The following is a 15,310-nucleotide window of genomic DNA, read 5'->3' as shown; positions in this document are numbered from 1 at the left end:
TCAACGCAAATGATGCACCACCTGGTTACTGCTGCCGCGCCAGATAAGCATCGGATCTTTCAGATCCTGCACGAACTTGCCGTCGATCAGCACGTTGATCAGATCCACCACCTGCATCTGGGCGTCGTTCAGTTCGTCCAGCTTGTAGCCGGTCCACATCCAGATATCTTTTCCCGGGCACTCGGCGCGGATGCGCTGCACCAGTTTTAAGATATCCGGCACGTTTTGCGGATGCAGCGGATCGCCGCCGGATAATGAAATGCCCTGGCGTTTAATGCGCGTGTCGTTGAGATCGTCGATGATTCGCTGCTCCATCTCTGCGGTAAACGGCATCCCGGAGTTCAGCCGCCAGGTGCTTTTGTTGTAGCAGCCGGGGCATTCGTGGATGCAGCCCGAGACAAACAGAGTGCAGCGGGTGCCGGGGCCGTTGACGATGTCGACGGGGTAGTATTGGTGGTATCGCATAGAAGTCGTCCAGAGAGTCGGTGCGCGCTGAGACCCTCACCCCGGCCCTCTCCCTGAAAGGGAGAGGGAGAAACCGGTGCCGGGCTCAATAATGTGCTAGCTCGATCCCCTCTCCCCCAGGGGAGAGGGAGAAAACCGGTGCCGGGCTCAACAATAGTGCTTGATCGATCCCCTCTCCCCTATGGGGAGAGGGTTAGGGTGAGGGGATTACCCGATCTGCCCATTCCCTAAATGCTTAACCCGGCGCTTCACCTCTTCCTGCTTACCGGCGTTGAACGGACGGGCGTCCGGGCTGCCGAGATAACCGCACACGCGGCGGGTCACGGAGACGCGGGCGGCGTCGTGGTTACCGCATTTCGGGCAGGTGAAGCCTTTGCTGGTGCATTCGAACTCACCGGTAAAGCCGCACTCGTAGCACTCGTCGATTGGCGTGTTGGTGCCGTAATAAGGCACGTGCTGATAGCTGTAATCCCACACGTCTTCCAGCGCCTTCAGGTTGTGCTGGATGTTCGGGTATTCGCCGTAACAGATAAATCCGCCGCTCGCCACCGGTGGGTAGGCCGCTTCGAAATCGATCTTGTCGTACGGGTTCACCTTCTTCTCCACGTCGAGGTGGAAGCTGTTGGTGTAGTAGCCTTTATCGGTCACACCCTCCACCACGCCAAACTCGGCGGTATCCAGGCGGCAGAAGCGGTCGCACAGGTTTTCGCTCGGAGTGCTGTAAAGGCTGAAGCCGTAGCCGGTTTCGTCTTTCCAGCGATCCACCGCGTCGCGAAGGCGCTGCACGATAGCTATGCCTTTCTCACGCAGGGCTTCGCTGTCATAGATGTGCTTGTCACCACAGAGCGTATTAATGGTTTCATGGATGCCGATATAGCCCAGCGAAATGGACGCCCGGCCATTCTTGAAGATCTCAGACACATCGTCGTCGGCCTTCAGACGCACACCGCAGGCCCCTTCCATATACAGGATTGGCGCGACGCGGGCCTTGACCCCTTCCAGACGGGCGATACGGGTCATCAGCGCTTTACGCGCCAGCACCAGACGCTCGTCCAGCAGTTTCCAGAAGGCCGCTTCGTCGCCTTTGGCTTCCAGCGCGATGCGCGGCAGGTTGAGGCTGATGACGCCCAGGTTGTTACGCCCGTCGTGGATCTGCTCGCCGTTTTCATCTTCGTAGACGCCGAGGAAGCTGCGGCAGCCCATTGGCGTTTTGAACGAGCCGGTGACTTTCACCACCTGGTCATAGTTCAGAATGTCCGGGTACATGCGCTTGCTCGCACACTCCAGCGCCAGCTGCTTGATGTCGTAGTTGGCATCGCCGAACTTGTGGTTCAGGCCGTCGCGGATGGCGAACACCAGCTTCGGGAACACCGCGGTTTTGCGGTTTTTGCCGAGGCCGGAGATACGGTTGCGCAGAATGGACTGCTGGATCAGGCGCGACTCCCAGCTGGTGCCCAGGCCAAAGCCAAAGGTGACAAACGGCGTCTGGCCGTTGGCGGTGTGCAGGGTGTTCACTTCGTATTCCAGCGACTGGAAGGCGTCGTAGCACTCTTTCTCGGTGCGGGAGCGGGCATAGCCGTCCGCATCCGGGATCTGCCACTCTTCTGCCACCTGACGGTGCTTGTCAAAGCTGGCGGTCACAAACGGGGCCAGCACTTCGTCGATACGGTTGATGGTGGTGCCGCCATAAATATGGCTGGCAACCTGGGCGATGATCTGCGCGGTTACAGCAGTGGCGGTGGAGATCGATTTTGGCGGCTCAATCTCGGCGTTGCCCATCTTAAAGCCGTGGGTCAGCATGCCTTTCAGGTCGATCAGCATGCAGTTGAACATCGGGAAGAACGGCGAATAGTCGAGATCGTGATAGTGAATATCCCCGCGCTCGTGCGCCTGCACCACGTCGCGCGGCAGCAGGTGCTGACGGGCATAGTGTTTGGCAACGATACCCGCCAGCAGGTCGCGCTGGGTCGGGATCACCTTGCTGTCTTTGTTGGCGTTTTCGTTGAGCAGCGCGGAGTTGGTCTGTTCGACCAGGCCACGGATCTCCTGGTTCAGACGACCGCGTTTTTCACGTTCGATATCCCGGTCGTGACGGTATTCAATGTAGGCGCGCGCCAGCTGCTTGTAAGGGCCAGACATCAGCTGGTTTTCCACCGCGGTCTGGATCTCGTTGATGTCGACCTTGCTGCGGTCATGCATCTGATTGCTGACGACTTCTGCGACGGTGGCGCAATAGTCTGCGTCATCGACTCCCGCTGCTTTAGCTGCACGCAGAATCGCTTCCTTGATGCGCTCTGATTTGAAAGGCACGTTACAGCCATCTCGTTTCATCACATGCGGTGTCATGATCACTCCATTTTAAGAACAGGTTATCCACAGAAGCAGGGAAAAGGGTCGGGGCCGTAACTGCCGACGCGCGCGCGATTTCTCCTGATATCGACCCTTTTTATCCACAAACTGGTGCAGTCTGGGTTGCAAAGTCTTGTGGCAATAATAGACGATGAATACAACATCTTGGGTCGGCGAGCATTCTAAGTTCTATATGTAGTGATTTGCATCAAACTTGTTTGCGATTTATTTGATTCAGGACAAGGTAAAAAACGAAGTGTACAGATGACGGGCGATCCGGGATTTGTAAATTCTTCAAGCGCTAATCTGGTTGATTTTCCACCAAAAAAAGCGTGCGCCGGGCAAGGATGCGCTGCCCGGCGGATAACATCAGTTTTGCAGCCACCACACCGCTTCAAAGGGACGCAGGGTCATGGCGCCAGGCTGCCGGGACACCTCGGCATAGTTGCTCATCGCCACCTGCCATTTGCCGTCCACCGAATGCGGCTGCCACGGCTGGCACTCGCGGCTCAGGTTCGCGACCACCATTAGCGTCTGGCCCTGCCACTGGCGGCGATAGCACCACAGGGACGGGTGATCCGGGAGCAGATCCTGATAATCCCCCCAGGTCAGCACCGGCAGGGTTTTACGCAGCTGGATAAGCGCCCGGTAGGTGTAAAACACCGAGTCGGGATCGGCCAGCGCCGCGTCAACGTTGATCGCCTCTGCGTTATCGCCCAGCGCAATCCACGGCTCGCCGGTGGTGAATCCGGCGTTGGGGGAGGCATCCCACTGCATCGGCGTGCGGCTGTTATCCCGGGACTTACTTGCGAGGATCGCCAGCAGTTCGTCGGCATCCCGTCCCTGGTTGCGCAGTTCGGCGAACATGTTGTGGCTCTCCACGTCGCGATAATCGGTGATGCGGCTGAAGTGCGGGTTGGTCATGCCAATCTCTTCACCCTGGTAGATGTAGGGCGTGCCCTGCATCCCGTGCAGCACCATCGCCAGCATCTTCGCCGCCGGGACGCGGTACTCTCCCTCGTCGCCGAAGCGCGAGACGATGCGCGGCTGATCGTGGTTACACCAGAACAGCGCGTTCCACGCCCGGTTGTGCATCCCCTGCTGCCAGTGGCTGAACAGGCTTTTCAGCGCCACAAAGTCCGGCTTTGCCAGGGTCCACTTCTCGCCGTTGGGATAATCCACCTTCAGATGGTGGAAGTTAAAGGTCATCGACAGCTCGCGCCCGTCCAGCGCCGCGTACTGCTGGCAGTGTTCCAGGCTGGTAGAGGACATCTCGCCCACCGTCATCAGGTTGCGCGGGATGAAGACGTCCCGGCTCATCTCCTGCAGGTAGTCGTGAATGCGCGGCCCGTCGGTATAGAAGCGGCGACCGTCGCCGATGTTGTCTTCCGGGAAATCCTGATCTTTTGAAATCAGGTTGATCACGTCGAGGCGCAGGCCGTCCACGCCGCGATCGGCCCAGAACTCGCACACCTTTTTCAGCTCGGCGCGCACCTCGGGGTTCTCCCAGTTCAGGTCCGCCTGTTCCGGGGCAAAGAGGTGCAGATAGTACTGCTCGCTCTCGGCATGCCAGCGCCAGGCGTTGCCGCCAAACTTGGAGCGCCAGTTATTAGGCGCCTGCTCCGGGGTGCCGTCGCGCCAGATATAGAACTCGCGGTACGGGCTTTGCGGGTTCAGCGACTCGCGGAACCACGCGTGCTGGGTGGAGGTGTGGTTAAACACCATATCCAGCACGATGCGCATTCCGCGGCGATGGGCTTCGGCCACCAGCTCGTCGAAGTCGTCCAGGGTGCCGTAGGCCGGATCGATGCTGATGTAGTTCGCCACGTCGTAGCCGTTATCCACCTGCGGAGAGATGTAGAACGGCGTCAGCCAGAGGGCGTCAACGCCGAGGGTTTTGAGGTAGTCGAGACGCGACGTCACGCCGCGCAGATCCCCGGTGCCGCGCCCGGTGGTGTCCTGGAAGCTCTTCGGGTAGATCTGATAGATGACGCCGTTTTGCCACCAGTGAGGAAGGGTATTCATCATGCGTTCCTGCAAATGCGAAGGGGGCGCAACTGCGCCCCGAAGAAGATTAAACCGCCTGTAACGCGCCCTGACGGTACTTGCGCTGATAGACAACGGTGGTCAGCGCCATCGGGACGACGATCGCTACGGCCATTGCCAGGGAGAATACCTGCCAGAAGGCCGGCTGGATGGAAAGGATGCCCGGCAGGCCGCCGACGCCAATGCCGTTGGCCATCACGCCGTTCAGTCCGCACAGCAGGCCCGCCAGCCCGGAGCCGATCATCGCGCACAGCATCGGGAAGCGGTACTTCAGGTTGATACCGTACATCGCCGGTTCGGTGACCCCGAGGTAGGCGGAGATGGCCGCCGGAACCGAGATTTCACGCTCGTTATGCTTGCGGCTGACGATAATGATGCCGGTGACCGCCGAGGCCTGGGCAATGTTCGACAGGGCAATCAGCGGCCACACCGGGGTACCGCCGAGGCTCTGGATCATCTGCATATCAATGGCCAGGGTGGTCTGATGCACGCCGGTGATCACCAGCGGGGCATACAGGAAGCCAAACAGCGCGGCGCCAATCGGGGCGAAGCTGCCGGTCATCAGGTGACGCACCGCGTAAGCAACGCCGTCGCCAATCATGCGGCCAAACGGACCGATAAAGGCGTGGGCGAGGAACACCGCGAGGATCAGGGAGCAGACCGGCACCACCACCAGATAGAGGTAGTCCGGCACCATGCGCTTGAGGCGGGTTTCAATCATCCCCAGCGCCAGGCCAGCCAGCAGGGCCGGGATCACCTGCGCCTGATAGCCCACTTTGGCGATGGTAAACAGGCCGAAGTTCCACACTTCAGGCACCTGCTGCCCAAGTAAGTAAGCGTTCATTAACTGCGGAGAGACCAGCGTTACGCCCAGCACGATACCCAGGATCGGGGTACCGCCCATTTTGCGCACCGCCGACCAGCAGATGCCCACCGGCAGATAGAAGAAGATGGCCTCGCCAATCAGCCACAGGAAGTCATAGATGCTCTGTAGAGCCGGATACATCTGGGCCAGGGTTTTGCCGTCGCTCATCGGCACATCGCCAATCACGTTACGGAAGCCGAGGATCAGGCCCCCGCTGATCAGCGCCGGCAGCAGCGGGAAGAAAATCTCCGCGAAATGTGAAATGAGCTGTTCATGCCACTTCATGTTCTGGCGCGCCGCTTTTTTGGCCTGCTCTTTATCAGCCGAGGAGTGGCCGGTGGTCGCCAGTAATGCCTTGTAGTAGTCGCCCACTTCGGTGCCGATGACGACCTGGAACTGTCCGGCGTTGGTGAAGCAACCTTTCACCATCGACAGCTCTTCGATGGCTTTCGGGTCGGCTTTGGCCGGGTCGTTTAACACAAAACGCAGGCGGGTAATGCAGTGGCTGACCGTGGCGATATTGTCACGTCCGCCAACCAGCACGATCAGCTGGTCGATATCCGTTTGTTTTACTTTGCTCATCATGAAACCTCATGACACTCGTTCAGGGGGAGGAAGATAACTGGTGGCAAGCCTACTCTTAACCTCAATTAACGAAAATGGGAACGTTCCCGAAATCGGGCGAGGATCACAATAAAGCGTCTTTTGACGCTCAGGAAAGGGTGGCGGGAATGACGATCTGGCGTGGTTTGCTGCGGCCGTTGATCTGCTCGATCAACTGCATAGCGGCCTGGCGGCCGGAGTCGGCGTAGCCGGGATCGACGGTGATGATCTCCGGATGCAGGAACTTCATCAGCGGCGTGTTGCCCACGCTCGCCAGCTGCAGGCTGTCGATGCGCTGCTCTTGTAAGTACTTACTTGCGCCCAGAGCCAGAGTATCCGTAGCGCAGACCAGTGCGGTGGTCTGCGGGGTCAGCACGTCGGCTACCTTCTCATAGCCCTGTTTCATCCCCAGACCAGGTAGGGCAGCGACCGCAGGCAGCGCGTGTTGTTTGCAGAATTCCAGATACGCAGCATGGCGGCGCTGGCCGGTGGTGACGTCGCTGTGGGGCACGCCAAGATAGCTGATATGGCGATGGCCGCTCTCATACAGGCGCTGCATCAGAATGTGAATAGCCCCTTCATCGTCATAGCATACCGAGGCAAACCCGCGGGCATCGCGCGCCAGCAGCACCAGCGAGGACTGCCACGGGGTGAGCATCTCTTCACTGATGCCGGTAAAGCCAAACAGCACCACGCCGTCGATATTGCGGCGCTTGAGCATCCCGAGATGCTCTTCCACCATCTGCGGCGAGAACTTACTCTCCATCATGATCGGATCGTAGCCCTGTTCGTAGAAGGCGGGCAGCATGGTCTGGACGGCCAGGTTTTCCGACAGCGAATCCAGACGGGTGACGATGATTGCCACCACCTTGTCGCTCTGGCCACGCATGGCGCGCGCCGAGCGGGAAGGGGAAAAGCCGTGCTGATCCATTACCGCCTCGACGCGCTCGCGCGTGCGCTGGCTGACACCACTTTCGTTATTCAGCACCCGCGAGACGGTGGATTTACCCACGCCGCTCAGACGGGCAATGTCTTTAATGGTGAGGCGGTTCTGCATGCTTTATATCCTGTTATGCATCAATGAAATAATCAGTAAGCCTAAATCGGGTATCGCGATGTGCAATGGGCAATGTCTGGTTTACGTTTGGTTTAATGCCAGGGCGGTATCATACCGCCCGAATTGTCACTCACGGTATGGTTAAAACATTATACTGCGCGCCGACTTACCTTTTTTACTTACCGGAGGCCGTATGGATCCCGATCCCACCCCTCTCCCGACAGGGAGAACCCTTTTACTCCGGTAAGTCTCTTCCTGCCTTACCGGATGCGTAAGGCAGTGACGTTTTATCCGTCCCTGCATAATTGATATCGCCGCTCAGGCGTGGCTTTGTCACGTCTGATGGCAAGACTGCGCCCGTTTTTTACGGGTGCGGGGGACTTATTATGTTCAAAAATTTCACCCAACAGCTGTTCACCCGGCTGAGCCGCCATCTGCCGCGTCGTCTGGTGCAGCGTGCGCCAATGGCAACCGGTAAAACCGATGCCGCCGTTCCCGGCGCGCTTGCCGCCCACTGCCTGCGGGTCGCCGCAATGAAAGAGAATGCGCTCTGGCATGCATTCGCCAGCCACCCGGAAGGGTTGAATGCCACAGAGGTGGGGATCGCCCGCGCCCGCCATGGCAAGAATGAAATCCCGGCGCAAAAACCGGCCCGCTGGTGGGTTCATCTGTGGACCTGCTACCGCAATCCCTTCAACCTGCTGCTGACGGTGCTGGGGGTTATCTCCTATGCCACCGAAGACCTGTTTGCCGCCGGGGTGATCGCCCTGATGGTGGGCATCTCCACGCTGCTGAACTTCATTCAGGAAGCCCGTTCAACCCGCGCGGCGGATGCCCTCAAGGCGATGGTCAGCAACACCGCCACCGTCCTGCGCACCCTCAACGACAAAGGCGAAAGCGGCTGGCAGGAGATACCCATCGATCAGCTGGTGCCAGGGGATCTGGTTAAGCTGGCGGCCGGGGACATGATCCCGGCGGACCTGCGTATCCTCCAGGCACGCGACCTGTTCGTGGCGCAGGCCTCGCTGACCGGTGAATCCCTGCCGGTGGAGAAGGTGGCCCACAGCCGCGATCCGCAGCAGAGCAACCCGCTCGAGTGCGACACCCTGTGCTTTATGGGCACCACGGTGGTGAGCGGTACGGCGCAGGCGATGGTGATAGCCACCGGGTGCAACACCTGGTTTGGGCAGCTGGCCGGGCGGGTCAGCGAGCAGGAGAGCGAGCCGAACGCCTTCCAGCAGGGGATTGGCCGCGTCAGCATGCTGCTGATCCGCTTTATGCTGGCGATGACCCCCATTGTGCTGCTGATTAACGGCTACACCAAAGGCGACTGGTGGGAAGCGGCGCTGTTTGCCCTCTCGGTGGCGGTGGGGCTCACCCCGGAGATGCTGCCGATGATTGTCACCTCGACTCTGGCGCGCGGGGCGGTAAAACTCTCGAAGCAAAAGGTGATCGTCAAACACCTCGACGCCATTCAGAACTTTGGCGCGATGGACATCCTCTGCACCGACAAAACCGGGACCCTGACCCAGGACAAGATCGTGCTGGAGCACCACACCGACGTTTCGGGCAAGATTTGCGAGCGGGTGCTGGAAACCGCGTGGCTGAACAGCCACTACCAGACCGGGCTGAAAAACCTGCTCGACGTTGCGGTGCTGGAAGGGGTGGACGAAGCCGCCGCCCGCACCCTCTCGACCCGCTGGCAGAAAGTGGATGAGATCCCCTTTGATTTCGAGCGTCGACGCATGTCGGTGGTGGTGAGTGAAGAGCAGGGCGTGCATCTGCTGATCTGCAAAGGGGCGCTGCAGGAGATCCTGAACGTCTCGACCCAGGTACGGCATCACGGGGAGATTGTCCCGCTGGACGAGAGCATGCTGCGGCGCATCCGGCGCGTGACCGACAACCTCAACCGCCAGGGGCTGCGCGTGGTGGCGGTGGCCAGCAAGTTTCTGCCGGCCCGCGAGGGCGATTACCAGCGCATCGATGAATCGGATCTGATCCTCGAGGGCTACATCGCCTTCCTCGATCCGCCGAAAGAGACCACGGCGCCAGCGTTAAAGGCGCTGAAAGAGAGCGGCATCACGGTGAAAATCCTCACCGGCGACAGCGAGCTGGTGGCGGCGAAAGTGTGCCGCGAAGTGGGCCTGGACGCGGGCGAGGTGGTGACGGGCAGCGAGATTGAAGCGCTGACTGACGACGCGCTGGCACTGCTCGCTAAGCGCACCACGCTGTTTGCGCGCCTGACGCCGATGCACAAAGAGCGCATCGTCACCCTGCTGAAGCGCGAAGGGCACGTGGTGGGCTTTATGGGGGATGGCATCAACGATGCCCCCGCGCTGCGTGCGGCGGATATCGGTATTTCGGTGGACGGGGCGGTGGATATCGCCCGCGAAGCGGCGGATATCATTCTGCTGGAGAAGAGCCTGATGGTGCTGGAAGAGGGGGTGATCGAAGGCCGCCGCACCTTCGCCAACATGCTCAAGTACATCAAAATGACCGCCAGCTCCAACTTCGGCAACGTCTTCAGCGTGCTGGTGGCGAGCGCGTTCCTGCCGTTCCTGCCGATGCTGCCGCTGCATCTGCTGATCCAGAACCTGATGTACGACATCTCCCAGGTGGCGATCCCGTTTGATAACGTCGACGAGGATCAGATCCAGAAGCCGCAGCGCTGGGACCCGGCAGAACTGGGCCGTTTCATGCTCTTTTTCGGCCCGATCAGCTCCATCTTCGACATTCTGACCTTCTGCCTGATGTGGTTTGTGTTCCACGCTAATACCCCGGAACAGCAGACCCTGTTCCAGTCCGGCTGGTTCGTGGTCGGGCTGCTGTCGCAAACGCTGATTGTGCATATGATCCGCACCCGCCGCATCCCGTTCCTCCAGAGCCGTGCCGCCTGGCCGCTGATCCTGATGACCGGTCTGGTGATGGTGCTCGGCATCGCGCTGCCGTTCTCGCCGCTGGCGGGCTATCTGCAACTGCAGGCGCTGCCGCTCAGCTACTTCCCGTGGCTGGTGGCGATCCTCGCCGGGTATATGGTGCTGACGCAGCTGGTGAAAGGATTCTATAGCCGCCGGTACGGGTGGCAGTGAAAAATCTACCCCTCACCCTAACCCTCTCCCCATAGGGGAGAGGGGACGATTACACCCTCGCCCCTTTGGGGAGAGGGCCGGGGTGAGGGGCTCCGTTTTCTCCCAAATTCAACAACCTGTGATCTCCGTCATCCGCCGTGCTTGACGCTAATTTGCGCACATGTTAACAGAATGTTTTGCCTTTTTTCGGCCCGTCAAATAAGGAACATTCATGTTACGGTACAGCCTCTTAACCGCCGGGCTTATGCTCGGCTTTTCCGCGTTTGCCGCCCCGGCAGGCGATCTCCCTCTGATGCCCTGGCCTGCAAAGGTGGAACGTCCTGCCACCCAGGGGGCGCTGGTCATCAACAATAATTTCCAGGTCAGCGTTTCCGGGGACGATCTCGGCGATGCGGTTGCCCGTCTGCGTCAGCGCGTGGCGCTGCAAACCGGCTGGACGCTACAGCCTCAGGCGGATAAGCCGGAAAAACCGACGGTCACCATCGCCATCGCCCGTAAGGTGGCCCTGCTGCCGAAACCGGACAGCGATGAAAGCTATAAGCTCACCGTCGACGCCAGCGGAGTTTCCATTACCGCTAACACCCGTTTCGGCGCGCTGCGGGGGATGGAAACCCTGCTCCAGCTGATCCAGAACGGTTCAGAAAATACCTCTCTGCCATGGGTCGCCATTGAGGATGCCCCGCGCTTCCCGTGGCGCGGCCTGCTGCTCGACTCCGCCCGCCACTTTATTCCGCTGGAGGACATCAAACGCCAGATCGACGGCATGGCGGCGGCGAAGCTCAACGTGCTGCACTGGCACTTAACCGACGATCAGGGCTGGCGATTTGCCTCGAAGCGCTACCCGAAACTGACCGAACTTGCCAGCGACGGGCTGTTCTACACCCAGGATCAGATGCGTGACGTGGTGCGCTACGCCGCCGCGCGTGGCGTTCGCGTGGTGCCGGAAATTGACATGCCCGGCCACGCCTCGGCCATTGCGGTGGCCTATCCGGAGCTGATGAGCGCCCCGGGGCCGTACCAGATGGAGCGCCACTGGGGCGTGCTCAAGCCGGTGATGGATCCTACCAAAGAGGCCACCTACGCCTTTGCCGGGGCGATGATCGCCGAACTGGCGGCGATCTTCCCGGATCCCTATCTGCACATCGGCGGCGATGAGGTGGACGACACCCAGTGGAAAAATAACCCGGCCATCCAGCAGTTTATGCGCGACAACAAGCTGGCCGACAGCCACGCGCTGCAGGCGTACTTCAACCGCAAGCTGGAGACGATCCTCGAAAAAAACCAGCGCCAGATGGTGGGCTGGGATGAGATCTACCACCCGGATCTGCCGAAAAGCATTCTGATCCAGTCCTGGCAGGGGCAGGACGCGCTGGGCGAGGTGGCAAAAAAAGGCTACAAGGGGATCCTCTCGACGGGCTTTTACCTCGATCAGCCCCAGTACACGGCCTATCACTACCGCAATGAGATCGTGCCGCAGGGGCTGAACAATGTGGACGTCATTACCGACAGCGACAGCGCCCAGAGCTGGTCATTCACCCTGCCGCGCCTGAAGGGCAAGCCGGTGGAGGGCAGCTTTACGCTGGTGAAAGGCGAGGCGGGCTGGCGCGGCTTTATCGATTTCAGCGGCAAATCCCGGCGGGCGGTGCAGGATATTGAATGGCGCAGCGACAACCAGGTGAGCTTCACCGTGGACACCTGGATGGGGGAGACCCGTCCGGTGGTGACGGTGAAAGACGACAAGATTGAGGGCTATTTCCTGCTGGGCAACAGCCGTTATCCGGTGACGGGCCAGCGGCTGGACGCGGTGCCGGAAGGGATCGCCCCGGCGGTGCCGGATGCCAGCCAGCAGGCCAATCTGCTGGGCGGCGAGGCGGCGCTGTGGGCGGAAAACGTCTCTGCACCGGTGCTGGATATTAAGCTCTGGCCGCGGGCGTTTGCGGTGGCGGAGCGGCTGTGGTCGGCCCAGGAGGTGAACGATATCGACAATATGTACACCCGCCTGCAGGCGATGGACAGCTGGTCGACAGTGTCGGTGGGGCTGCAGCAGCATGCCCGCCAGCAGGTGCAGTTCACGCGGCTCGGCAACACCACCGACACGCTGGCGTTGACAATCCTCGCCCAGGCGCTGGAGCCTGCGCAGTATTACACCCGTAACCATCTCAAGTTCCAGGCCGGGAATTACGATCTGTTTGAGCCGCTGAACCGGCTGGCCGACGCGCTATCGCCGGAGAGCAATACGGTGCGGCAGATGAACCACTGGGTGGAACGACTGGTGAGCGATGCCGAAGACAGCGAAAGCGCGGAGTCGCTGCGCCATCTCTTTACCCGCTGGCAGACCAACACTCCGGACGCGCTGGCGCTGGCTGAAAACAGCTATCAGCTGAAAGCGATCAAACCGGTGATTCAGACGGTGGATAAGCTGGCGACAATTGGGCTGCGCTTAACGGATCTGGTGGCGCGTCAGGGCACGCTGGATGATACGGAGATTGCGTCGATTCAGGGGGAGCTGGATAAGGCGGCGCAGATTCAGGATGAAGTGGTGATCGCGGCGGTCTATCCGCTGGAGAAACTGCTGCGCGCAACGCGCAATCAGTAAAAAAACGCCCGGTGGCGGCTTCGCCTTACCGGGCCTGGAAAAGCGCAGTCACGTAGGCCGGGCAAGCGAAGCGCCGCCCGGCACACAGACCGCACGAACCCGTAGGCCGGGCAAGCGAAGCGCCCCCGGCATACAGGCCGCACAGACCTCAACGTATTACTTCAGAGTCCACGCCATCTGCCAGTGAGAACCGACACCCGGTTCGAACTGGTTAGAGCCAGCGGAATACTGCACGCAGTAGCCGCTGTATGGCGCTTTCTTACACTGGTACGTTTTGCCATTTTTCGGCTGCAGTACCACGGTGCCTGCCTTGTAGGAAGAGAGGTTCTGCGGGAAGGTATAGTCGTATTTACCCGCGGTATCGGATGACGCTTCGTTTTCCAGCATCATATCGATCACATCCTGCGCGAACAGCACGCCATCTTTGTTGGTGGCGAAGTATTTCAGCATGTGGTGGCCGGCAGTCACGTCAGTCAGGTTCATGGTCACGTCCTGGTTGGCGTTGTTCATGTCCTGCTTCAGGTAGCCTTTTTCCGCACCCGCGTGGTTTAACGCACTGGCTTCCAGGCTGACATCGCCCTGGGTGTTCACGTGGAAGGTCACGGTTGCTGCGCCGTTCTTGATTTTGGAGAACTGCACGTTGGTGACGGCGATGTTCTCGGTCACCTGCGCCTGCTGCTCTTCATAGGAGATCGCCACGGATTTCAGCGTGCTGCCATCTTTCACATAGACGTTGTTCGCGCCGTGAACCGGGTTCACCACGCCGCTTTCGTCTTTCACACCGACGCGGATATCGCTGTGCGCGGCGTTAATCGCCTGCGCCAGATCGAAGGACCACTGGCTTGCCTGACCCTGGGATGCAGAAGCCACGGTCAGTTCGGTACGCATGGAGGCGACTTCGCCGTTAGCGTCGAAGAAGCGGGCAATGATTTTATCGCCTGCATTCACGTTATTCCCGGCGATCTGGCCGTCCAGGGTTTTCGTCCACTCGGATACCTGAGCCGGAGTGTCATCGTCAGGGATCACGTTGCCGCCGTTACCGAAATCAACGTCGATAGCCTGATAGAAGCTGTTAGTGGTATCTGCAATTTCCCATACCGCGTAAATAACCTGGTAGCCGGTACGCTGTGGCACGTTACAGGTCATATCCTGACGAACAGCTGGCGTCTGGCCATTACCGTTAACGGTACAGAATGGTGTGGATTCAAATTGATCGCGGGTCAGCGGTTTATTAGGATTCCAGTCTTGTTTGGTAATATACCAGCGCCAGTTGGTGGTTTTATGCGGAGCGGTGTGATACCAGGTAAATTTATTCGCACCCGCAGTAATTGGCGTTTTAGTCCAGGCGTTCATGCTCTGGCGATCGAGCTGGGAATACTGGGAGATACCGGCGCTGGCCAGCTGACCATCTGGCGGCAGTGCGCCCGTCGGGAAGCCAGATGTGCGTTCTACACTCTGTGGTTCATATTGTACAGAACCGCAATCGATATTCTTACCGAGCTTACACATATAGGCACGGCTGGCCGGAGTATCAACATAACCATGCGCTAAAGCCGATGAAGCAACCGTGAGTGTGGCAAGTGCCAACGCAATTTTAGACAGTTTCATTTTTATTCCATTAAAGAGGGGATTAATTATTTAGGCAGGGCTAGTCTCCTCTGGAATAAAAAATTAATCATTCCAGGCGGTGGCGAAAAATAACGGTGAAAATACTTGAAGAATATTATTTGCTGTGTATTCAGGAAATAAAAAAGGCAGCCGAAGCTGCCTTTAACTTTTCAAAATCAATAATTAGCGACGCACGGCGATCGCTTCAATTTCGATTTTCACGTCTTTTGGCAGACGCGCCACTTCCACGCAGGAGCGCGCCGGGAAGCTGGCGTTATGCTCGGTGAAGAAAGCTTCGTAGGTGGCGTTAACGGTGGCGAAGTCGTTGAGATCTTTTACGAATACCGTTGTTTTAACGATATCGCCCACTTTCAGGCCAGCGGATTCGACGATCGCTTTGACGTTTTCCAGCGACTGACGCGCCTGAGCGGAGACGTCTTCCGGCACTTCACCGGTTTTTGGGTTTACCGGGATCTGGCCGGAGGTGATGATCATGCTGCCAAGATCAACGCCCTGAACGTATGGGCCGATAGCTGCAGGTGCATTTTCCGTCGCGAGTACTTTGGTCATGATTTCTCCTGAATAACAGCGTTATGAATGTTCCCGGCCATTATAAAGAGCCGGGAAGGCAT

Annotated in this window: 9 protein-coding genes; 2 read left to right on the top strand and 7 right to left on the bottom strand. The window is 59.1% G+C overall.

What is annotated here, in order from left to right:
• The 5 genes from nrdG to treR all read right to left on the bottom strand — a co-directional run bounded on the left by nrdG (position 1) and on the right by treR (position 7,385).
• Entirely contained in the window at positions 1-465 is a 465-nt protein-coding gene (gene nrdG, locus K5I40_RS09615) for an anaerobic ribonucleoside-triphosphate reductase-activating protein (protein WP_223074442.1), read from the bottom strand.
• A gap of 207 nt (positions 466-672) precedes the next feature.
• Positions 673-2,811, bottom strand: a complete 2,139-nt coding sequence (gene nrdD, locus K5I40_RS09610; RefSeq protein WP_223074441.1) for an anaerobic ribonucleoside-triphosphate reductase — start codon at positions 2,809-2,811, stop codon at positions 673-675.
• A 372-nt stretch (positions 2,812-3,183) separates the two neighbouring features.
• Positions 3,184-4,839: an alpha,alpha-phosphotrehalase gene (gene treC / locus K5I40_RS09605; protein WP_223074440.1), complete on the bottom strand. Its 1,656-nt coding sequence runs from the start codon at positions 4,837-4,839 to the stop codon at positions 3,184-3,186.
• A gap of 49 nt (positions 4,840-4,888) precedes the next feature.
• On the bottom strand, positions 4,889-6,307 hold the full coding sequence (gene treB / locus K5I40_RS09600) for a PTS trehalose transporter subunit IIBC (protein WP_223074439.1): 1,419 nt from the start codon (positions 6,305-6,307) through the stop codon (positions 4,889-4,891).
• Between the two features lie 130 nt (positions 6,308-6,437).
• Positions 6,438-7,385, bottom strand: a complete 948-nt coding sequence (gene treR / locus K5I40_RS09595; protein ID WP_223074438.1) for a trehalose operon repressor TreR — start codon at positions 7,383-7,385, stop codon at positions 6,438-6,440.
• A gap of 386 nt (positions 7,386-7,771) precedes the next feature.
• On the opposite strand from treR, the gene mgtA reads away from it, so the two are divergent.
• Together mgtA and K5I40_RS09585 are read left to right on the top strand one after the other, a co-directional pair.
• Positions 7,772-10,474, top strand: a complete 2,703-nt coding sequence (mgtA, locus tag K5I40_RS09590; RefSeq protein WP_223074437.1) for a magnesium-translocating P-type ATPase — start codon at positions 7,772-7,774, stop codon at positions 10,472-10,474.
• A gap of 211 nt (positions 10,475-10,685) precedes the next feature.
• Entirely contained in the window at positions 10,686-13,070 is a 2,385-nt protein-coding gene (locus tag K5I40_RS09585; RefSeq protein WP_223074436.1) for a beta-N-acetylhexosaminidase, read from the top strand.
• 156 nt (positions 13,071-13,226) lie between these two features.
• Here K5I40_RS09585 and gbpA read toward each other — a convergent pair whose 3' ends face one another.
• Both gbpA and ridA read right to left on the bottom strand, forming a co-directional pair.
• Complete coding sequence (gene gbpA, locus K5I40_RS09580) at positions 13,227-14,678, bottom strand: N-acetylglucosamine-binding protein GbpA (RefSeq protein WP_223074435.1); 1,452 nt, start codon at positions 14,676-14,678, stop codon at positions 13,227-13,229.
• 183 nt (positions 14,679-14,861) lie between these two features.
• Positions 14,862-15,248 (bottom strand): 2-iminobutanoate/2-iminopropanoate deaminase, encoded by a 387-nt coding sequence (gene ridA, locus K5I40_RS09575; protein WP_039030594.1) that lies wholly within the window; start codon positions 15,246-15,248, stop codon positions 14,862-14,864.
• Positions 15,249-15,310: the final 62 nt, after the last annotated feature.

This window comes from Leclercia sp. LTM14 (assembly GCF_023736175.1).
GTDB classification, from domain to species: domain Bacteria; phylum Pseudomonadota; class Gammaproteobacteria; order Enterobacterales; family Enterobacteriaceae; genus Enterobacter; species Enterobacter barmai.
Note: the sequence above shows the minus strand (reverse complement) of the source record. Positions and strands in the feature narration are given on the sequence as shown.